The sequence below is a fragment of the Paenibacillus sp. FSL H7-0943 genome (assembly GCF_037963265.1).
GTDB classification, from domain to species: Bacteria; Bacillota; Bacilli; order Paenibacillales; family Paenibacillaceae; genus Paenibacillus_AQ; species Paenibacillus_AQ odorifer.
The window spans coordinates 5,633,782-5,656,495 of sequence record NZ_CP150148.1; the positions used below are offsets into that span (position 1 = coordinate 5,633,782).

General features: G+C 43.8%; 16 protein-coding genes. 2 read left to right on the top strand and 14 right to left on the bottom strand.

The window, feature by feature from the left end:
* Positions 1-130: 130 nt before the first annotated feature.
* The 4 genes from nifK to nifB form a co-directional block, all read right to left on the bottom strand.
* On the bottom strand, positions 131-1,672 hold the full coding sequence (gene nifK, locus NSQ55_RS24655; RefSeq protein WP_076303286.1) for a nitrogenase molybdenum-iron protein subunit beta: 1,542 nt from the start codon (positions 1,670-1,672) through the stop codon (positions 131-133).
* On the bottom strand, positions 1,669-3,132 hold the full coding sequence (gene nifD / locus NSQ55_RS24660) for a nitrogenase molybdenum-iron protein alpha chain (RefSeq protein ID WP_076129186.1): 1,464 nt from the start codon (positions 3,130-3,132) through the stop codon (positions 1,669-1,671). The genes nifK and nifD overlap by 4 nt, the downstream gene beginning before the upstream one ends.
* 74 nt (positions 3,133-3,206) lie before the next feature.
* Entirely contained in the window at positions 3,207-4,076 is an 870-nt protein-coding gene (nifH, locus tag NSQ55_RS24665) for a nitrogenase iron protein (RefSeq protein WP_235219430.1), read from the bottom strand.
* Positions 4,077-4,079: 3 nt separating this feature from the next.
* Positions 4,080-5,456 (bottom strand): nitrogenase cofactor biosynthesis protein NifB, encoded by a 1,377-nt coding sequence (gene nifB, locus NSQ55_RS24670; protein WP_339169565.1) that lies wholly within the window; start codon positions 5,454-5,456, stop codon positions 4,080-4,082.
* Positions 5,457-6,118: 662 nt separating this feature from the next.
* Between nifB and NSQ55_RS24675 the strand changes: the two genes are divergently transcribed.
* Positions 6,119-6,946 carry a TerC family protein gene (locus tag NSQ55_RS24675; protein ID WP_036679597.1) on the top strand — a complete coding sequence of 276 codons (828 nt, stop codon included), beginning with the start codon at positions 6,119-6,121 and terminating at the stop codon, positions 6,944-6,946.
* Between the two features lie 78 nt (positions 6,947-7,024).
* Here NSQ55_RS24675 and NSQ55_RS24680 read toward each other — a convergent pair whose 3' ends face one another.
* The 6 genes from NSQ55_RS24680 to NSQ55_RS24705 all read right to left on the bottom strand — a co-directional run bounded on the left by NSQ55_RS24680 (position 7,025) and on the right by NSQ55_RS24705 (position 17,386).
* A complete protein-coding gene (locus NSQ55_RS24680; protein ID WP_076129183.1) occupies positions 7,025-8,686 on the bottom strand; it encodes a response regulator in 1,662 nt (553 codons plus the stop codon).
* Entirely contained in the window at positions 8,664-10,427 is a 1,764-nt protein-coding gene (locus NSQ55_RS24685) for a histidine kinase (protein WP_076129182.1), read from the bottom strand. Before NSQ55_RS24685 ends, NSQ55_RS24680 begins: the two co-directional genes overlap by 23 nt.
* 83 nt (positions 10,428-10,510) lie before the next feature.
* A complete protein-coding gene (locus tag NSQ55_RS24690; RefSeq protein WP_038573097.1) occupies positions 10,511-11,398 on the bottom strand; it encodes a carbohydrate ABC transporter permease in 888 nt (295 codons plus the stop codon).
* 19 nt (positions 11,399-11,417) lie between these two features.
* Positions 11,418-12,323, bottom strand: coding sequence for an ABC transporter permease subunit (locus tag NSQ55_RS24695; RefSeq protein WP_036679607.1), 906 nt, complete (start codon positions 12,321-12,323; stop codon positions 11,418-11,420).
* A 183-nt stretch (positions 12,324-12,506) separates the two neighbouring features.
* Positions 12,507-14,159, bottom strand: a complete 1,653-nt coding sequence (locus NSQ55_RS24700; RefSeq protein ID WP_076194604.1) for an extracellular solute-binding protein — start codon at positions 14,157-14,159, stop codon at positions 12,507-12,509.
* Between the two features lie 854 nt (positions 14,160-15,013).
* Complete coding sequence (locus tag NSQ55_RS24705) at positions 15,014-17,386, bottom strand: YcdB/YcdC domain-containing protein (RefSeq protein ID WP_076279966.1); 2,373 nt, start codon at positions 17,384-17,386, stop codon at positions 15,014-15,016.
* 113 nt (positions 17,387-17,499) lie between these two features.
* Here NSQ55_RS24705 and NSQ55_RS24710 point away from each other — a divergent pair, with 113 nt between their 5' ends.
* On the top strand, positions 17,500-18,495 hold the full coding sequence (locus NSQ55_RS24710) for a serine hydrolase (protein WP_339169568.1): 996 nt from the start codon (positions 17,500-17,502) through the stop codon (positions 18,493-18,495).
* A 148-nt stretch (positions 18,496-18,643) separates the two neighbouring features.
* Here the strand turns inward: NSQ55_RS24710 and NSQ55_RS24715 are convergent, their stop codons facing one another.
* From NSQ55_RS24715 to NSQ55_RS24730, 4 genes are all read right to left on the bottom strand, one after another.
* On the bottom strand, positions 18,644-19,420 hold the full coding sequence (locus NSQ55_RS24715; protein ID WP_339169569.1) for a Cof-type HAD-IIB family hydrolase: 777 nt from the start codon (positions 19,418-19,420) through the stop codon (positions 18,644-18,646).
* A 131-nt stretch (positions 19,421-19,551) separates the two neighbouring features.
* Positions 19,552-20,640, bottom strand: coding sequence for a low temperature requirement protein A (locus tag NSQ55_RS24720; protein WP_339174597.1), 1,089 nt, complete (start codon positions 20,638-20,640; stop codon positions 19,552-19,554).
* A gap of 199 nt (positions 20,641-20,839) precedes the next feature.
* Positions 20,840-21,832, bottom strand: coding sequence for a carbohydrate ABC transporter permease (locus NSQ55_RS24725; RefSeq protein ID WP_051491074.1), 993 nt, complete (start codon positions 21,830-21,832; stop codon positions 20,840-20,842).
* Positions 21,833-21,835: 3 nt separating this feature from the next.
* Positions 21,836-22,711: a sugar ABC transporter permease gene (locus NSQ55_RS24730; protein ID WP_081382489.1), complete on the bottom strand. Its 876-nt coding sequence runs from the start codon at positions 22,709-22,711 to the stop codon at positions 21,836-21,838.
* Positions 22,712-22,714: the final 3 nt, after the last annotated feature.

Sequence of the window (22,714 nt, forward strand, 5' to 3'; positions counted from 1 at the left end):
CGCTTAAAATGCTCAATTATTCAGTGTCACTACGATAAATATTGCACTTCCGGCCGCTCCCCAACGCTCGGCTCCGTATGAGGACGAGGGAATGAATCGGAAGTATACGATTCGGCTTAACGTTCTCCTACTAACGAACAAGATCGTGGTTGAAGCCAGATGAATCCTCATCCAACCCCTGCAGAATTGTATTTACTATAGTAGTTAACAGGTTCAAGGCACCTTGATAACCGATAATCGGATAACGATGCAGATGATGGCGGTCAAAGACAGGGAAGCCTACACGGATCAAAGGAACGTCGGCATCTTTGGCAGCAAATTTAAGATGAGAGCTTCCAATGGCCAGATCCACAGGATCATCAATCAGCAGAGAGCGCATATGCCACAAATCATTTCCGATATGAACCGTCGTTTCTGCCCCGTAAGGGCTGGCAGCAAGCAGAGCTTTCGCTTCTTCTTTAAATCCGTTTTCCCCATTGGAGCACACAATATGAATAGGCTCTATACCCACTTCCAGACAGAATTCAATCAGGCCGATCAGCAAATCCGGATCGCCAACTAAAGCCACTCGTTTGCCATGCAGATAAGGGTGGCTATCGAGCAAAGCATCCACTACCCGGCCACGTTCTTCCACAAGCTCAGGCGGAATGGGCAATCCCGTTAATTCACTGATAGACTCTATTAGCCGATCTGTCGCATGAATGCCCAGCGGAGTCGACATCGCAACGGTCTGTTGTTTCCATGTGCCGCTGATGTATTCCAACGTTTTTTTGACAGAATATTTCTGAAGTGAAAGAGTACCCAACGCATTAGCTGCCTTCGGCACATCCGCCAGCTTCGTTCCCCCATAATAATAGGAATATTCACCTGTAGCCGGGGAATCAAAATTGCCGCTGTGATCACCAAGGAAGGTGTAGCCTGTATCAAACGCGGCAAGGATTTTTCGAATTTCCGCAAAATTCCCCGTATAAGGCTCAAACCCTAAAATGACATTCAGCTTCTCTCCAGTTCCCTCTCCACTGCCAGGGGTAGCTTCAATCCCAGAGCGGATGAACAAGGTACTGAGGATAGACTTTAACATGGAGTCGTAACCTGTAATATGTGATCCGGAAAAGCTTGGCGTGTTGGCGTAGGGCACTGGAATTTCGTTCGAAATTGCACCCTTCTGGCGGGCATTGGATATAAACGCCTGCAGATCATCCCCTATAACCTCAGCCATACATGTAGTGGATACAGCTATCATCTCTGGCTTATAGAGCGCCACACTATTTTCAAGACCATCAATAAGATTGTTCATCCCTCCAAACACCGCACCATCTTCTGTCATAGAGGAAGAAACTGCGGGGGTCGGCTCCTTGAAATGACGGCTTAAATGACTACGAAAATACGCAGTGCAGCCTTGAGAGCCATGTATAAACGGCAGAGTTTTTTCGAATCCCAGCGCAGCCATCAAGGCTCCTAGGGGCTGGCATGCTTTATGAGGATTAACTACCAGTGAGGTGCGGGCAAAATTCTTATCTTTATATTCAGACGACTTCGAGTAGGCTAATGCTTCTGCTGTCTCTTGCTCACTGCAGGGTGCCTCGAATGCTTTTTTCCCTTCACGTTGCTTCACATAGGGTTCAGTTTGAAATAATGTATTGTAATCTGGGATCTCCAGTTTGTCCTTCATACGCCCGCCTCCTTTTTAGGGAGTGATCCTGTTTTCCCTGAATTGATCAAGCTCCACACTGGGCTGTTAATGGTCATGTCCATGTCCTTAGCAAAAATCTTAAACCCATCATAGCCATGGTAAGGACCACTATAATCCCAAGAGTGCATTTGCCGGAAAGGAATACCCATCTTGTGATACACATATTTCTCCTTCACACCCGAGCCCATCAGATCAATATCAAGTCTTTGCGCAAGCTCTTCCAGCTCGTAAGCGGTTGGATCATCGTAAATAATAGTGCCTTCCGGAAGTTCAGGAAATGTCTTCTCGTAATCATCCTTGTGAGCGAACTCATAACCTGTGCCCACTACCTCCATCCCCAGATCCTCATAAGCCCCCAGTGTATGGCGGGCACGTAATCCGCCTACCAGCAGCATGACCTTTTTACCTTCCAGCCGGGGTTTAAATTTAGAGATTATCGCCTCCATTTGTGGCGTGTACTTAGCGATGACTTTCTCGCAGTTTTCCTGAATATATTCATCAAACCTTGCGGCGATGGCTCGAAGGCTTTCAGCGGTTTTGGTCGGCCCGAAAAAGTTGTATTCCAGCCAAGGAATCCCATATGCTTTCTCCATCGTCGTTACCATATAGTTCATGGAGCGATGACAGTGAATCAGATTGAGCTTCGCCTTATGCGCGATCGCCAATTCATTGATGGTTCCATCCCCAGACCACTGCGCAATTACACGCAGACCCATTTCCTCCAGTAAAATGCGTGAAGCCCAAGCGTCCCCACCGATGTTATAATCTCCGATAATATTAATATCGTAAGGACCACATTCCGCAAGCTCCTTCTTCCCCATCAGAAAATCACGGATCGCATCGTTAGCAATATGATGACCCAAGGATTGGCTAACCCCACGGAACCCTTCACAACGAACGGGAATGATCGGGATACCTAGCTCAATAGACATTTTTTTGGACACCGCTTCAATATCGTCTCCGATTAGCCCCACAGGACACTCTGATTGGATCGAAATTCCTTTAGCCAGTGGGAACATTTCTTTAATTTCACGGCAAATGACTTCAAGCTTCTTGTCACCGCCAAATACAATATCTGTCTCCTGAAAATCACTCGTCACCTGCATAGCCGTAAAATTATCAATGCCCAGTGTTCCGTTGGCATAATTCCGTCTTGTTCCCCAGCTATATTGCCCACAACCTACAGGACCATGGCTGATATGCACCATATCCTTGATCGGGCCCCAGACCACGCCCTTCGAACCGGCATAAGCACATCCTCTTTGGGTCATAACCCCCGGACGGGACTTCATATTCGATTTGATGGCGCATTTGCCACAGTTTATTAACTCTTCATTATTAATTTCAAAATGCTTCTGACGATCCTTCCGTGCCTTTTCCGGGTAAGCCTCAAGAATCTCTTCGAGCATCTTTTGGTTATCTTCGATATTAAGCCCCATTCTGAACCCTCCTCATCCCTTAGAGTGATCCGGTGAACAGCCGTCTCTCTACTCTGTTCACCGGACGAACCTAATTATTGGCCAGATGCCTTCAGCTTTTTCAGCGCCGTCTCTTCATCCTCAATCACACCAAATTCCATGAGTAAATCCTCCAGCTCTTCCATAGAAATCGGGGTCGGGATTGTCATCATATTGTTATTCAGGATCTTTTCTGCCAAAATCTCATATTCTCTCGCTTGCTGATGATGAGGATTATATTGGGCTACGGTCATTCTTCGCAGCTCTGCATGCTGAACCACATTATTCCGCGGGACAAAATGGATCATTTGTGTATTCAAACGGCGTGCCAGCTCCATAATGAGCTCATCCTCACGGTCCGTATTACGACTGTTGCAGATCAGACCGCCCAATCTTACGCCACCGCTGTTGGCATACTTTAGAATTCCGCGCGCAATGTTATTGGCCGCATACATAGCCATCATTTCCCCGGAGCATACGATATAAATTTCCTGTGCTTTATTCTCACGGATCGGCATTGCAAATCCACCACATACCACGTCACCAAGTACGTCATAGGATACAAAATCCAATCCTTCATAAGCCCCTTGCTGCTCCAAAAAATTAATAGCTGTAATAATCCCGCGGCCGGCACAACCCACACCCGGTTCAGGTCCACCACACTCCACATTAAGAATGTCGCCATATCCCAACTGAACTACATCCTCAAGCTCCAAATCCTCAACCGTTCCTCTTTCTGCTGCCAATTGGAGCACTGAATTCTGAGCTTTAGTGTTCAAAATCAGCCGTGTGGAGTCCGCTTTAGGATCACAGCCTACGATCATTGTTTTTTGACCAAATTTAGTGGCGAGCTGCGCCAAAGTGTTCTGCGAAGTTGTGGATTTACCGATACCGCCCTTACCGTAAAAAGCTATTTGTCTCATCATTCATCATCCCTTCGAAATCGATATATTTTCAAAATAAGAGCTGAATTTCACACTTTCTAGAATCGCATCCTGTATTTCACCTTTACGCACCAGAGACAATACTCCGGCTTTATTTAAGCTGGCGCGAGGGACATCGCCAATACCAGAACAGAGCAATATTTGACAGTCCTGTAATATAGAAATAATTTCTTGTAACGTGGCATTCTTATCCCCATTACAATCCGCTTTACCGTGGCAATAGGCCTGAATCTTTCTGATACCTAGCAGTTTCACGTTTATTCCATCCGTTTCATAAACCATGAACTCTGTCGCGTGGCCAAAATGTTGATTGACCTTATCCCCACCACGTGTAGCAACAGCGACTTTGGTGGTGTGCTGCCCTTGCTGGAAAGAGTTCTGCCTTAGCTCTTTGGCTTTGACACGCTGACGGATTTTGGCATCGAGTTCACGTTGAAAGAGCGCTCTAGCTCGCTCATTAATAACTGGATTTGCATCCATCTTTTCTAATATAAAATCCTGATTACGATCCTGACCTAGCAGCCCAATGGCATCAGCACGGCATTGCCGACAATGGCGCATGACCTTCATCCCTTCGCGCCCAAGCACTTCCTGCAGGTTGTGCAGTTCTTTAGGACGCGGCGCCTTGCGCCCATCCCGTTCATACTGACTTCCCGGTGCGATAATTAAAGGCGTCACATTATGCAGAGTTGCCCCGAGCGCTTTAACTGTTCGCGATACTTCAGGGAGATGATGATCATTGACCCCTGGAATCATAACGGAATTAACTTTAACAAGAACACCTTGCTGCGCCAGTAGCTCCAAACCTTGAAGCTGGCGGCTGATCAGCAGCTCCGCTGCTTCTTGTCCTTCGTACCGGATCCCTTCGTCAACAACCCATGGATAAATTTCACGGCCCACATTGGGATCAATGGCATTGATGGTGATCGTGACATGACGGATACCTAGCGCTAGTATGGCGTCTACATGCCTGTAAAGGGTCAATCCATTAGTACTCAGGCAAAGGGTAACATCAGGGACCTGCCGCTTGACTCGTTCGAACGTGTCAAAGGTTCGTTCTGGATTCGCCAGCGGATCACCCGGACCTGCAATCCCAACTACCGACAGTTGCATCAGCTGTGCGGCTACACCTTTCACTTTGCGTTCAGCTTGCTCTGGAGTTAGCACTTCACTAACTACACCAGGCCTGCTTTCATTCACACAATCGAATTTCCGGTTGCAGTAATTACATTGGATGTTACAGGCGGGAGCAACCGGGATGTGCATCCTAGCAAAAAAACGATGAGCTTCCTCACTGTAGCAGGGATGGCGGCTGAGCTCCTCCTCTGCTTCAATGGATAACCTCGATGACGCCTGCGGCATTTCCCCACCTCCTAAAAATTTTATGCAGCATGAACTACTAGTACTTCTTCGCAGTAAAACTCACTCCGATAGAACAACTCATGTAATTTTAGTTAACACATTTCTCGCTTGATTGCTTTGATTAGTTTCATCATATTTTCATCAACCTACATCGTCAATCGAGTTTTCCCTTTTTAAGTCCTGTTTTTCCTTATGTTTGCAGTTTCGTCATATTAAATGTTAGTTTATATAACCTATATATATCATGTTTCCGTTTCCATTTTATTCAATCTCTGTTGATTCTCCGTCATCATGTCATGTTTCTGGCCATTTTAAGGATTCTTAAAAGATAGAATCCATTTATTTCTGCAACTTTTATTGACAATGACTTTCATCTCGTATATGATCTCTTTAGGCAAGAACACATTGAATAATCTTAAAAATTTAATATATCCCGTAAAGGGGAGTAGCTGTTAAATAAAGTCGTCAATACGAGAATATGAGGATATTCTCCGGCTTTATTGGCAATTCACATTGTTAGCGAGACCTTTACCAATCAGGTTAGACCTTTATTCCAAAGGCTAATCTGTTTGGTAAAGGTCTTTTTTATATAAATTTGGTTAAAATGGTAGGGTAGATATCTTTTGGTAGATATTTGCATTCAAAAAGGGAGGACAACAGTAATGGATTGGGGATTATTATTAGAGTACGGTTGGGTATTGCTTGTTCTGGTAGCACTAGAGGGACTACTCGCCGCAGATAACGCATTGGTATTGGCAATTATGGTTAAGCACCTTCCTGATGAGGAAAGAAAAAAAGCGTTGTTTTACGGATTAGCGGGGGCCTTCGTGTTCCGATTCGGTTCGCTATTTGTCATCTCCTATCTGGTCGATATCTGGCAAGTACAAGCCATCGGCGCGATTTATTTATTATTTATCGCGGGTAATCATATTTTCCGAAAACTGTTGTTTAAGAAGCCCGTCACAGATGAAGCTGCTGAAAGCGGCACTGACGGTGCGGTCAATAAAAAGAAATCCAGCTTTTGGTTTACTGTTCTGAAGGTAGAAGTTGCTGACATCGCCTTCGCGGTCGATTCCATCCTAGCCGCAGTTGCACTCGCGGTTGCTCTTCCTGCAAGTGGTCTTCCAAAAATCGGAGGCCTCGATGGCGGACAATTCCTCGTCATCTTTGCCGGTGGATTTATCGGTCTGGTCATTATGCGTTTCGCAGCTTCCTTCTTCGTTAAGTTGCTGCATTCCCGTCCAGGACTTGAAATTGCAGCCTTCTTTATCGTAGGTTGGGTGGGTGTTAAGCTCTCAGTCATTACATTGGCGCACCCTTCACTTGGTGTTCTGTCCGAAGATTTCGCTCATAGTACCTGGTGGAAAGCCACCTTCTACGTTGTGCTCGTACTCATCGCTGTAATCGGCTGGTTTATGAGTAGCCACAAGGTTGAAGAGAATGTTGGCGAGAATCCGGTTCGAGAAGTAGACAAACAACTCGGTAAGTAATCGTTAAAATACAGCCACAAACCATCCCCCGAAAGATGCACCTTCTGAACAGGTGTCCGTCTTTCGGGGTATTGCTATTTATCCTCGTTTTTGCTCTCGATATTCCTGCGGCGTACAGCCAACGGTTTTTTTGAAGAATCGAAAAAAATAGTGCTGATCACTAAACCCGAGCTGGCCGGAGATCTCGTGCATTTTTAGAGCAGTTCCAAGCAGCAGCTCCTTACTCAGCTCCACTTTTTTCTCCAGAATATAATCAGAAATCCCCTTCCCTGTCGTTCTTTTATACCAGCGTGACAGATAGGACGGATTAAGTGAGACTTCCTGCGCAATCCGGGTTAAGGACAAATCATCAGCCAGATGGGATTTAATATATTGGTGGATCATGGACAGGATATTCGATTCATCATGTTTATAGGTAGCGCTTCTGTTCGAGATAATCCATTCAAAAAACGTGTGATAAAAAGAGATGACATCCGACCAGTGTGTATTGATATTAAAATATAACATGCGTGATAAATTCATACCGCTATGTGCTTTTTCCGTTAAACCTAACTCTTGTAAAGTCTGCAGCAGAGTGTTACTGATCCCAGACATTAATCTTAATCTCAAAAAAGGATCCTCCGGCCCACCTTCCCCCGAGAGCTCCACCCATTTGCGAAAAGATGTGCCCCAATCGAGATCACCTTCAAGCAGCCGTTGTTTTAAATAGTCGAGCAGTAGTTCCGCTGTTGCATTTCGATTATGCATAGAACCTGGACTTGGGCTCACTTCCTTGGTATTTATCCTCAGCAGCTTTTCCATCCCAAGTCCGGGGCTATCAAAAATGGCTAATCGTAAACGGTTCAAGGCATAGTTCAGCTCATGCCAATGCACTTCCTGATCACTGGCGATGATAGACACAGATAGTTGCAGACATTTGCCACAGGCTTGCTGAACGGATTCCATTGTTCCGTGGACGAAGCGGAGCGTTTTTAACCAGAGCTCTTCTTCCTTGATTGAGGATACACTTTCACTTTTAGCCTGAACAAAACAAGCTATCGTCCCCGGATCCAGATCCACAGCCTTAACTTCAACCTTGTCGCTGAGCAGCTCCTCCGCAATATTGGCTACCGCATAACGAATTAAGCTCCGGTCTGAAGCCGTTTCATAATTTCGCCAAGCCTCCATCCGCAGAATAATAGGCAGGACGGGTCCATCCGCGTTGAACGGGAGCTGAATGGCGTCGAATTCAACCTGCAAGCTCTGCCGGTCTATCCGTTCGGTGCGTCTTAGAATATCGTGTAATAATTGCTGCTGTAACTGGGGTAGAGCGCGCGGGAGCTTATCGCGAAGCCACTGGCTTTTATAGAAATAATCCTCTTCTGAAGATATTTTCTCCAAAGTCAGCTCCACAGCGGCACGAATTTTATCCATCCCCTCTGTCTTCAATAAATAGTCGACTACACAAGGATTTCGGATCGCCTGATGGGCAAAATCGAATTCATTATGTCCTGTCAGCAGAATTACTTTACAACGTGGCCAGCGGTCGACAATTTCCTGAATTAACGCCATCCCATCCATACCTGGCATACAGATGTCACTAAGCACAATATCTATTTTTACGGTATTAAGCCAGTCTATGGCATGATCCGCTGAATGAACCTTTATGATCTCCAAATCTTTAAAATCTGCCTTTACAAAAAATTCGTACAGCCCATCCAAAATATTAGGCTCATCATCAACTATCATCATTCGTTGCATCCTGCACGTCCCCTTTAAGCGGTAAATTGACTCTTACACAAAGTCCGCCCAAACTGCTTCTCTCTGCCTGCAAGCCATAAGGGGAACCAAATTTGATCCTCAATCTCTGATTTACATTTAATAAACCCGTGATCTCCCCCTGAATGGCATTCTGCTCGGAGAACTGGCGCTGCAAGAGATTTAACTTGTCCTCACTAAGTGAGTCACCGTTATCTTCTATTATAATAGTCAGCGTATGCTCAACTTTTTCATAACTCATTTTTAATAGGCCATTGCTGCTTTTTTGCTTAAGCCCATGCTCGAATACATTTTCAATGATGGGCTGCAGGAGAACCCGTGGGACTTTGATGTCCCGGCAATCCGCTGCAATCTCATCCACTTCAGCTCTAATTCTCGCGCCAAAACGAATCCGCTGTATAGCCAGATAGACCAAAGCATGCTCCTGCTCTTGCTGCAAAGTAACCTCCTGGGCGGAATCCCGGGTCATGTACCGAAAATATTGCCCTAAATAATCAGAGAACTCCTTGATCAGCTCTACATTTTCCACCTCAGCCATCTGTTTTATGCTAAATAGACTGTTGTAGAGAAAATGAGGGGTGATCTGCGATTGTAAATGTTTAAGCTCCGCTTCCCCTGTCCGGATACGCTGCACGTAGTTCTCATCGATTAACGTATTCAGATGCTTAAGCATCTCATTGAAACGAGAATATAGATACCCAAACTCATCCCTGCGGGAGTGAGTAATAAAGATCCCCGTCTGCCCCTGCTCCGCTTTCTTAAACCCCCTGATAAGAATAGACATCGGGCGATGAATCATCCTGTACGTCCATAAAGAGAACAAGATAATGATCACTATCGAGACAACGAACAACAGCCACAGCAGCAATGAGTAGACTTGAATCGGCTTCATGAGCACCGTGTTGGGAATATTTGCGGTCAGCCTAAAGTTATTGCTGTGATCGTAGAGCGAATAGTAAAAAGAATTATCAAAACGATACCGCTGCACACTTACAGTCTCTTCACTATTTAGAGGTTTCTCTATGGGAAACAACCTAGGCTTCTGGTCAGAAGTTGATATCACATAATCGTTATTGCCGAAGGCTAACGTAATATCGCTCCCCCCTGATACCGCAAATTCTTTCAAACGCAACTCAAGCTCAGGTGAGGAAAGCTTCACTCCCAGCAAAAAATTAGGTGAAAGATTGCGATCCAGGTTATAAGGATTACTACGCAGTAAATATAAGTCATCTTCGTATTTAGATAAAGCACCCTTCAGATTGCCCATAGTGGCCAGCAGACTTTGCCATTCCTCGTTGGTTACATCCCTAACCCCCACCGCAGCGCTAACCCGCTTATTAATTTCCGGTACATAATACACAACATCACTAATATAAGGACTGGTTTCTTTGATTTGTTTTAGCTTGGTGTATATATTGTTCAGATTAGAATCCACTTCGTACCGGCTCATAATTGGAATACGGGTACTGAAAGTAGCCAGCGTTTCATCCTGAGAGTACTCCGTGACTAAGCCCGTTATCCGTTGCAGCTCAAATTCAAGATGGCTGTAGTAAAAATGAACCTTCGATTCGTTCGCCCTCTCCACTTCAGCTTGCATTTGGTTGGAGCTATAGTAGGTAATAGATATACTCAGCGCGCAGAGTGGAAGCATGACCAATAGGAAAGCTCCGATCAGCTTGATCACAATGGAATCGGGGTTCCACCCGATGGAGAATGATTTCATTGGAATTTTCTCCCTCTTCTATCGAATAATAATAAAGAAGGAGCCATGTTCAGGCTCCTTCTTATTTTTAGGTCCAGTCCAGTTTAACCCTTTACACTACCCACGACTAGTCCATGCACAAAATATCTTTGCAGGAACGGATAAATCGCCAGAATCGGAATGATAGACAAGAAGATCTGGGAGGCTTGCGTTGTACGGTCTGAGATTTGGTTTAATAACGCAGCTTGTTCAAAAGTAATATTTTCGGTCTGGATCGATACCTGCTGAAGTATGGATTGTAAATAGGTGGCCAGCGGATAATGTTCCGGGCTTCTCATATAAATCATGCCATCGAACCATGCATTCCAGTGACCTACCAAAGCGAACAACGTAATGGTCGCAATACTTGGCATAGATACCGGCAGGTACACACTCCATAACGTGCGTAAGTGTCCCGCGCCATCCATCCATGCGGCTTCCTCCAATTCTTTGGGCAAACCTCTGAAGAAATTGAGCATAAGCAGAACATTAAAGATCGGCACCGCGCCCGGTATAACAAGCGACCAGATGCTATCCAGCAGCCCCATTTCTTTTACAATTAAATAGCCAGGAATCAGACCCCCGCTGAAGAGCATCGTGAACACAAAAATCCAGGCATACACGGTCCGTGAGCGGAAGGACTTTGCCTCTTTAGACAGCGGATAAGCTACTAGAATCGTAAACAACAAGTTAACGGATACCCCAAGCACTACCCGAAGCAGACTAGTTCCGAAGGAGTGAATGAACTGGTTGTTCTGAAGGATATATTTATAGGAAGAAAGAGTGAAATCCACAGGCCAGAAGGTTACGCTACCCGCGTTAACAGCTGCGCTGGAGCTGAAAGAGATCGCCAGAATATTCACGATTGGAAAAAGACAAAGCACCGCGAGCAAAGTCAGAAATACATAATTGCAGCGGAGAAACCAACGATAAGCAGTTGAAGTATGGTGCATTTAGTCCACTCCTTTCTCTCTAAAAAATCCGATATTTAGCAAAACGATACGCCAGATAATAACCCAGCCCGATAAATACGAAGGAAACTACCGATTTTATCAATCCTAGTGCGGTCGATACAGAGTACTGAGCATCCTGTAGACCAATTCGGTAAATCATCGTGTCCAAAATATCACCTGATTCATACACTAGCGGATTGTACAAGTTGAACACTTGGTCAAATCCCCCATTCAGGACGTTGCCAAGGCTGAGTGTAAGCATCAGGATCATAATCGGGCGAATGCCCGGAAGCGTAATATGCCAGGTCTGCTTCCATCTTCCGGCACCATCGATTACAGCAGCTTCATAAAGGGAGGAGTCAATGCTGGTTAAAGCCGCCAAATAAATGATCGTCCCGAATCCAAACTCCTTCCATTGATCTGTGATCACTAGTACGTATGGGAACCAGCTATTGTCCGCTAGAAATTGAATAGGCTGCATGCCTAGTGCTTTTAAAAGCATGTTGACAATCCCGCTGCTCGGAGACAGTACATCTACGATAATCCCGCCCAAGATAACCCATGAGAAAAAGTGCGGCATATAAATAATCGTCTGAATCGAACGTTTGAAGCCGTTTACACGAACCTCATTAAGCAATAAAGCCGCTATAACTGGCACGGTCAGGCCAGCAATAATTTTCATGACGGAGATAAATACAGTATTCCATACGACCTGACCAAAACCGGGAAGCTCAAACAAATAACGAAAGTTTTCGAGCCCTGTCCAGTTCATATTCTTAAACCCTGAAATCGGGGAAAAATTCTGGAAGGCAATTACAAGGCCAGCCATTGGAATATAACTAAAAATAATGATCACTATTAAGGCAGGTAAAATCATTAAATGGAGCGGAATATTACGTAGAAATTGCTTAGTATTAAAGTGCATATGCTTTCTCCTCCTTGTATCTCAATTATAGAGCAGCCCCAAATTGCCTTAATAGTGTAGCGTATTGACTTTAAGTATCTTTTGTTGACCTGGTTATCGAACCGAATAGCTGTTCAGCCAAAAAAAGAACTGCCCGTTTGTCATTATCATGACTAGGGGCAGTCCTCTTCTGTGTCGTTTTTACTAGTTTGCTTTTACGATATCATTTACTTCTTTCGTTATTTGATCTCCACCGAGCTTTTTCCAGTTGGCTACGAATTTGTCGAATTCATCGATAGGAAGACTTCCGTAAATGATTTTGACAAAGGTCTCTGCACGCAGTTTATCCAAGGTAGCCGCTTTGCTGTTCATCGTTTTAGTTGGGGCATAAATGAACTCATTCATCAACACCAAGTCATTGTCGCGGTAGTGTTTGATAACCGATTGTGAGCTAAGCGGCCCAAAGATCCGTTCCATATGCCATTTATCAAGATCTCCACCGCGGTAGCTTTGAATATCATCATAGAATAATTTAGCTTCAAGGCCCATGTTTGAGGTATCTCCCGATTCAAGGGCTTTTTCCACTTCATCCTGTGCCTTTACATTTTTGTTCGGTGGCAGGTTGGATACAACCGCATTTTGGAAGCCCAAACCTGTGTCCCCGTTCAAATATTTTGCCCGTTCCGTTTTAGCGGACTCTCCAAACATTTTCTCTGCTTGGAAGTTAAGCAGCTTGATCAATGCCTCCGGATGTTCGTAGCCCTTACGGACCGCGAATACGCCACCAATTGTAAGATGGTTTTGGGTTTTGGCAGGTTGGTCATCAATAGATTGTACTGGATAAGGCACCCAGTTAACATTTTGATCCTTTTTAATCATGTCCTTTACTTGGAAAGGGGCCCATTGCGGCAAAAATAACATACCGGATTTACCAGCATTCACATCCTCCATCGCTTTGGCAAAGTCTTTCACTCCAAACTCTGGATCAATGACTCCTTCTTTATACAATCTTTGCAGCTCCGCAAGTCCAGCCTTTACCTCCGGTTGAATCGTACCATTCACAACCTCGCCATCGGCGTTTTTGATCCAAGTTTCCAGGTAAGCATGGTACCCGAGTAGAAACGCATTGATTGGCAAGTCCTTGTTCAACGAAATGCCGTAAGTATCCTGTTTGCCATTTCCGTCTGGATCTTTAAATGTAAAGTCTTCTGCAATCTTAATAATATCCTGCATGGATGTTGGCTCTGCCAAATTCAGCTTGTCCATCCAGTCTTTTCGAATCCATATCATATCAGAGGAATCCAGCGAACCCGGGAAGCTTACCATCGCCATCAGTTTTCCATCTTTCGTAACCGGCTTAAGCCCTGCTCCGTCCTCTTCAGCGTAATATTCTTTGACAAGATCCGAAGCATATTTATCAAATACCCCGGTCAAATCCTCCAACATGCCAGCTTCATAAAGCTGCTCGAATTGCACCGTGGACACCTTTAACAAATCAGGTAAATCCCCGCTCGCCAAGGTAACATTCATTTTATCGTTATAGTTAGCATCAGCCACAATCCAGTCATAGGACACTTTAATCCCAAGCTCTTCCTCGTATCCTCTGGTCCAGATGTTATTGGAATGTGTATCGCCCTGCGCCAACGTCTCTTTGCCTGTCTCGTTCATCGTGGAGCGAAGTTTGATCGGCGGATCATATTTTGTTAAAGGGCCGCCTTCCATTTCCGTTTGCGCACTAGTGTTTCCCTCTGCGGTACTACTACTGTTTCCACTATTATTGCTGGAGCAACCACTGAAAACTAATGATAAAACAATGGCAGATGCCATTAAAGGCAAGCCTTTAATCTTTCTTTTCATCTATTGAACCTCCCTTATTTTCTATATCCTAATTGTAAGAAGAAAGCGTTAACACAGCGAGTGTGAACCGTTTACATTCGGTATCTTTTCTTTACCTATTCATGTTCGCCTAACAAAGCTCCGCTTTAGGGTCACTCTGATTATCATAATACTGTGAGTTTGTAAGTGTCTATGTATTGGTAATTAATTACACAAAAAAGAGGCTGATCCTTATGCTATCCCTTAGGAATCTTAGCCATCAAGATTACCTATATAGTGAGCCGGCGGTTGCATAGTGTAGGCGGATTGGACTGAGGATTGCGCGGAGGATTGCCCTGAGGATTACGCTGAGGATTACGCTGAGGATTGCGCGGAGGATTGCGCTGAGGACTGCGCGGAGGATTGTGCTGAGGATTGCGCGGAGGATTACGCTGAGGATTGCGCGGAGGATTACGCTGAGGATTAAATTAAGCGTTGAATTAAGCGTTGAATTAAGCATTGAATTACGCGGTATTACGCGTTTAATTGTATTTAGTACACTTATAATGCATCAAATCACTCGGCCAAAGGATATAAGTGTATTTCGTACACTTATATTCTTGCTTTTCTCGCCAATAGGTGAATTCTCTAGTTTTTAGTTGCAGAGAATGCAATTAAAGATACACATTCACCTTTTGCATAAGAAATAGCTGTATAGAATGCAGTTATTTTGCGGATTCCAGCAAGAATCGGCGCACAAAAAATGCTAAGAGAATACTGGAAACTGCATTTGCCAGATAGAGATGCTTTAGTCAATCCGTCGCGCTGCAAACTAAAAAACCAGGCAGCGATTCTCCAATCGTCGGAGAATCGCTGCCTGGCTGTCTTATTAACACTTATTGACCTATGATCTGATCGGTCTTTCCTTGCAGCTCCACTAGCTTCATGATCACCGAAGCCGCCAGCGCTTTTGTTACATTCTGCTGCGGATTAAACTTGCCGTTGTCATCCTTTAAGAGTCCCAATTTCACAACAAGAGCCACGGCCCCCTTATTGTTTATAGCTGAGCTATCACTAAACTGACTTACAGTCACATCTTTATCAAGATAAGCTGTGAGTTTATTGTATTTCAAGAAATTAGCCAGATGAACAGCAAGCTGTTCCCGGGTTAACTTACTCTCTACTTGCAGGCTTTCATCCTTATTGATCCATTTACGATCTGCTGCAAAAATAACTGCATCATAATATGAATTCTCTGGCTTCACGCCTGCCACAGTTTTTCGTTCATTATTATTATAATAATTGGTGAAATTCGGACTAGAAGCTTTGGCAAGATAGGATAACCAATCACCGACAGTTATTTCTTGATCCGGGTTCACTTTGCCATCGGCATCCGGTGTAATCACATGGTGGTTTACCAATTCTGATAATTCCCGCTCTGCTGCATGACCTTTGATGTCCGTTGCAGATAGTTGAGCATCCTGCTGACCGAGGTAATCATACACCGCAACCCATTTTCCAGTAGCTGCATCCAAAACCTGATTTAATCCGTTAGATTCATCAAAGGTTGTATCATATACCAGCTTCACCTTCGGTGCGACATAGTTACTATAAGTATTGTATCCACCAACCTGAGTATATTTCAGCTTAGTCTGATATTTAGGCTTATAACTTTCGAGCGCTTCTTTCTTGGAAATTGTTGCATCAGGCGATAATGTGATTCCATCGATACCGCTTATCCGATTCCCCATGTAAGAAGTCAGTCTGCCGTAAAGATCCAAACTTACCGTAATGGTGCTGTCACTCACAGGAATTCCTTGATGATATCTAATAAACTGGTATCCATATCCTGATCCGTCTGAAGTCAAACTCGAATTATCCCCGTATTCTACCAGCTTTAGCTTCTGGCTCGCCTGAGGATATAGACTATTAATTATACTAAGCGCTTTCACCTTCGCTTCAGCCTCACTAAGCTTCTTACCTCCAGCAGGTGCCGGCTCTTCCTTCTTCTTATCCTGAATAGCACCATAAGCTTGAACCTGGTACTGCAATACTTCACCGGTCTTTGCATCGATCTCGGCAGAGGATTGTTCTGGAAAGCCAGCACCAATGTAACGATCATTTCCATTACTGCCCCAGTATAGCTGCCAGATTTTCCGATCTGAATCCTGATAGTCATTTCTCAAGGTTTGCGAGATCAATTTACGATCTGCCGGGATATAAGCAACCTTCTCTACAAGCTGTGCTGCTTCTTTTGCAGAAAGCTCTGTACTAGAACTTCTTGCCTGAAAAACATCCTTGCTCTTCGCTACTTCTGAATACACGACTGAGGTGGATACGGATTCTTTTCCTTCATAATCTATCCGCTTACCCGTTAATGCATCGATAGGATATAGAGACTGATCTATTGGACGCCAGCCTAGGATCCAGTTGTTAGGTTTTCCGTTCTTATAAATAGGAATGTAAAATAGGCCCACATCAAACTGTTCCGCAAATTGCTTCTGTGCTTGCTCCAAGGTAATCTTGGGCTGTGCAGACGGGTACTCAAGCCCTTGAGAAGACTTAGAGAATTGCGTTACAGTTCCGTTACCATCCACAACTATGTTAATGCTGTCCGAACCAGAAGGAATACCATTTTTCAGAATACTGAAGTTATATCCATATTGAACAGGACCGAATAATGATTCCGAAAAATAACTATAACCAACATTCTCATTTAATTGCAGCTCACTGCTCTTAACCGATGAGGCTGCCTTAGCCACAAAAGTCTTAGCGATCTCCAATGCCTGAGTCTGCGATACTTTCGGTGGATAATAGGATTCGTTCTTCTCCTGGGAGAATGAGAGATAGGTGTTGATGATATCACCATTAATGGCGTCTACCTCACTGCTAAAACCATATCCTATATTCCCTTCTTGAACCTGCCACTGAATATGCCAGATCATTTGATTTGCTGGAGCTGGGTAGCTTTGGTTAGATCCCAGTTGAACATTGTTTACAGTTGCATCTTTTAGAGATGGGAATAGTTCTTTTAACTTTGCAATGGCTTGCTCCTGCGTGAATTTCACTTTTGCAGGATCAGCCTCAGATTTCGTAGTCGTAGCTGGAGCCGCTGATTGCGTACTAACCTGCGTTACGGAAGTGTTGCTGCTAACAGATATAGAATCGGCTGCGGCTAAGCCAGGGGGTAAGAGTAACGCGAGTGCAACGGAAGTGATTAATACCGTTTTAGCTGTTTGATGAACAAAAAGAGTACTATTGCTTTTCAAAAGAATTCATCCTCCTCTAACACGTGATTCATATTATTATACAGATATTTTCTTGTATTTTCCATAATTATTTAACGACAGGAAATTACGACATTTTTGTGATGTGAGCTATAATGGTAAACAGTTGCAGCTATAATTCATCTAGAAAGGGGGTCACCGACATTACTGACTGGAACCTTCAGCCGCTTATTGACGGTATTACTAACCTAGACATTCGCAGTTGTTTGATCATTCAACATGGAGAACCCATACTGGAGCATTACCGCGATCCACAAATCGCTGAAGAGCTTGGCAAAATCAACTCGTGCACCAAAAGCGTACTCTCCGCCTTAGTTTGCATAGCCATAGATAAACAAATGATTCCACCTCCAGACACACCTATTTCTTTATTTTTTCCTTCATTAAAAGAAGATCGTGACCCACGTAAAAGAGAGATCACTATCGAACACTTATTAACGATGACCGGAGGCTTTAACTGGACAGAGTTTGGTGGGCAGAATTCTTTTCCGGCCATGACTAAAACCGCAGACTGGATAAAATTTGTGCTTGCACAGCCATTAGCTCATACACCAGGAACCGTGATGACTTATAACTCAGGCTCCTCTCAGCTCTTGTCCGCAATCCTGCGTGATTGTGCTGGACAGGCGGTTGCAGAATTTGCCGAAGACCAGCTGTTTCAACCACTTGGCATTCAAAGCTATCACTGGGAGAGCGATCCGCAAGGCATACATACCGGTGGGTTCGGACTTCATCTGAAGCCGGAGGATATGCTGAAATTCGGCTTACTTTATTTGCAAGAGGGACGCTGGAAGGATCAGCAGATCCTTTTTCCAGATACAATTCAGCAATCTACTCTCCCTTACGTTGAAGCCAATCATCCGCAAAAAGGATTCTACGGCTGGCATTGGTGGGTATCCCAATTCAATGCAGGTTCAGAGCAACAGCCGAACGAGATCCCTTATTATTTTGCACTCGGCTTTAAAGGGCAGCATATCATTGTAGTTCCTGCTTACGAGCTGGTTGCCGTTATCACCGCGGATAAGTACAAAAAAGGCTCTCCTGCAAATGTTTTCGGCCGATTTATTGTGCCGGCTCTTCTAGGGCAGTAAGAACCAGGAATCACATGCAGTTCTATGTGTGGATACCACACAATCCATAAAGCAGCCGCAGCCATAGACTGATAAAGTCTTGGGCTGTCGCTGTTAGATTTGTACAAATGATCGCAATTAATTTTTCTTCAACTCGTTTGCTGCAAGCTTAAATGACACCAAATTTCTTTAATGCGTAGGCTATCCCGCCTTCACTTGCTTTTTTTGTAACAAAATCGGCTTTTTGTTTTAACTGTTCCGCACCGTTTCCCATCGCAATGCCCAATCCCACATACTCCAACATGTCGATATCATTCCCACCGTCACCAAACGCGATAGCCTCTGACTTGCAAATATTCAGATAATCCAGCACCTGTTTAATCGCCGTTGATTTAGAAACTTTTGTTTCTTCAAGCACATTCATAACGTATCCGTGAAAACGTTCGAACCATAATTCAGGAAATCTATCTTGGAATTTTTGCGCTTCATTTTCGTCCGCATACAAGCATATACAGTAAACCTCCTCTGGCAGAGCGCTCATTTTTTCGGGATATTGTGTAAGACTCAAAGTCTCCTTTAATGCCTTCATAACGCGCTCATCCTCGGAACCCATTCCGTTCATGATTAAAAGTTCGGTGAAATAGGACATGCCATGTCCGTTCAACTCAGCAAAAGCCAAGAGTTCCCGCACGGTTTCTGTTGAAAGCGTTGATTTATAGATAACGTTATCCTTACATTTGATAAGCGCACCGTTAGCAGAAATAAAGGTATCAATGCCCATAGACTTGAACTCTTCACATAAGTTATGCGGTCTCCCTGTTGCAACTACGACTTTAATTCCTCTCTCTATCAACTTCTCAATTGCTTCTAGCGTGCTAAGTGGGATACTTCTATCAATTTCACTCACTAGAGTACCGTCCACATCAAAAAATACAATCTTATACATATTATGAAATAAGCCTCCCCGTTCGATCGTAACTAGATAGATTATATTTCATGGGATCTAAAACAAGAAGGAAGCCGATCACACGGATCAGCTTCCTTCTTATTTTCGTATTCAGCTTCGGCACAACAAGCTTACGTCGTTAATTTTGCATATACCACAAAAAATAACATCATTTCACCAATGATCAGGTAATTAGGTATAAGGAACAACAAATCTACTACGAAAAAAACACCAAGTAAACCTAATAATAACGTCAAATGGAATATCCCTAACCGTTGCTGTATACGTCTATATTTATGGAAGACCAGTGAGGTAGAGAAGAAGTAGAGCAGGACCGATCCAAAAATAAAACACACCATAAATATATAATTTAATTGATCTAAAAATAGCAGTTGGATCGAAGCTGCAATCATACTCAAGGATACATAAATAAATAAATGCCCGTAAATTATGGTTTGCCCGGCAGTCTCTATAGTCTTATCCACTTTCTTTTCAACATTATCAAAATATTGCCACCACATAGCTATAATTAATAGAAAAGTTAATAATGCAAATACAATAGATTGCCATGTCCAGTGGCTAGACTGTAAAACCGCAAGGATACTGACCACTGATTCCCCAAGCAGAATAAGCGTAAACAACGAAAAGCGTTCCAATAAATGATGAGTATTGATCGGACTTTTCACCAAGTATTTCCGGCCTACTAATGGAAGCAGAATGTCTACAGTAATTCCCGCATACAAAACTACATAACGCATCCAAGAGTCAAAGAAAAGTGATAAAGAAGAGATCACTAATCCAATCCAAAATCTGCTTCCCAAATACCGGGCAGTGCCCTTTCTATCAGCCGCTTCATTCTTATTTATCGTAAGATATTGAATGGCTGTCATAGCTCTTAAACCAACATAACCTATTAAGAATGGCATATAATATTGATCAAAGTTAACCGATAGGCTCGCCGTCATTATTAATACAAAAAATAATTGTAGAATCAAGAATATCCGATGTGAAAAGATATCTTGCCCAAACCGATTCACAAAAAGCGATTGCCCTACCCAAGCCCACCAGATCGGAATAAATATTAAGATAAATTTGGATAAGTATTCAAGTGGAATTGTACCCGCCTCTACATGCAATAGGACATGGCTCGCTTTTGAAACTGCTGCTACAAAAAGCAGATCATAAAATAGCTCCAGCCAAGTAACTTTCTTCTCAGCAATGGATACTGTACTGTGCTCAAATCCCGATTTGCGTTTATTCATCGTCTGACTCCCTTGGTTTGGATGTGTATTTCTAATACAGTTTATCGGATACTTATCCATCTTAACCGAATTGATATACTAATTTGAAGACCCTTTACCTAAAAATAAAACCAGCAAGCCTCCACACAGAGAGCTTGCTGGTTTTTAGTAAATAAAGTTATTCCCCGGCAATACCGGAGCGTTCCACACTTTCTACAAAATGACGCTGTACGAACAAATACAGAATCAGAATTGGCAGAATGGTTAGAATACACGCCGCCATAACCTGATTCAGTCCAGTTGGGGCCATCCCAATAGAACCCGAAGTCATTTGCGACATCGTCTCCGCTGCCTGATTATTGGAACCATAAAACATCGCTAATCGCTGCGACAGATTATAGAAATCCGGTGTTGTTAAATACGTATTCGGTTCAAAGCTGTCATTCCAGTGCCATACCACAGAGAACAAGAATACGATCAGCATTGCCGGCTTGGCGATAGGAAACATGATTTTCCAGTACGTTCTGAATGCGCCTGCACCATCGATACGTGCTGCTTCCTCCAACACTTTAGGCATTCCGCGATAGAACTGAATAAAGATCAGTACGAATAATGCCCCCTTCAACCCGTGCCCAAACATAGAAGGAACCACAAACGGCAAATGTGTATTAATCCACCCCAAGTCACTAAAGAACAAATACAGTGGCACAACAATCGTCTGCGGTGGAACTAGAAAAGTAAACAGCAGCAGAACGAAACATACTGCGTAGCCTGGGAAACGGTATCTGGCAAAACCATAACCGATTAAGGAACAGCTTAAGATTTGCAGAACCGCACTCCCGAAAGAAATAATCGCACTATTTGCGAACCCGGCCCAGAATTTAAGCGAATCCCATGCCAGAAAATAGTTGCCAAAACTTATCTTTTTCGGAAGCCATTGCACTGTGGCATCAGCTACGTCTGTTACTTGCATCATGGATTTGGATACCATGTATAACAAGGGATATAGGAATACGAACGTTAAGCTGAGAATAACCAAGTAATAAAAAGCGATATTCAGCACCTGAAGCGAACGTTTCACGACCCTGTCCAGCTTGCCGCTTGCTTTTAGACGAGTTGTCAGATGTTCCATGTTCGTTGTCCGAACCTGCTTTACGGATTCCTTCAACATCTTCTACTTCCTCCCTTCGGTGGCACCGAGCGACTTGCTGAATAACAGGAAGACCAAACCCAGAACCAAGAAAATAAACACAAAATAAATCCAACCCATCGCTGAGCCATATCCAAAATCATTATTCTTAAAGACGACATTCAAAATATGACTCATGATTTGATTATCTGCCTTCGTGAATGAGCTGACGATACTAAACAACGTGTTTACAAGCATCATCGGCATAATCATCGGGAAGGTGATTTTCCAAAAGCTTTCCCACGCGGTTGCTCCATCACATTTGGCCGCTTCATACAGTGAAACAGAAATCGTCTGTAACCCCGCTAGAAAAATCAGAATTTGCACGCCAGAATCCCACATCACCAGCGTTAAAGATTCTGCATATTTCAGCAACGACTTCAAAATGTCGCCGGGGATAAAGTTATGGAGCTTATCATATAAATCCTGATTATAAAAAATTGGTAAATTTGCGGCACCCTGATCCATCAATTTGCCCAGAATCGCCCCTGAAGCAATGATGACCGGCAAAAAGAACACGCCACGAAAAAAGGTTTTTCCTACGAGTCCGCGATTTAGCAGAATCGCACAAAAGAGCGAAAAGATAAGAATTAACGGAACCTGAGTCACCGTCGACACCATCGTCGATTTGAGCAGAGGCAAGAAATTAACATCTGTAGTAAAAGCGGCGCGATAATGCTCCATCCCAACAAAAGTGGCCAGTAAGCCGCCTTTGCTCACTTGGAGATCCTGAAAGGAATAATACAAGGAACGGCCCAGCGGAACAGCCATAAACACCAGAAATCCGACCAGCCACAGGCCGATGAAGGAATATCCTTCAACGAAATAACGCGCTCGCATCGATAGCTTTGATTTTTTCACTTC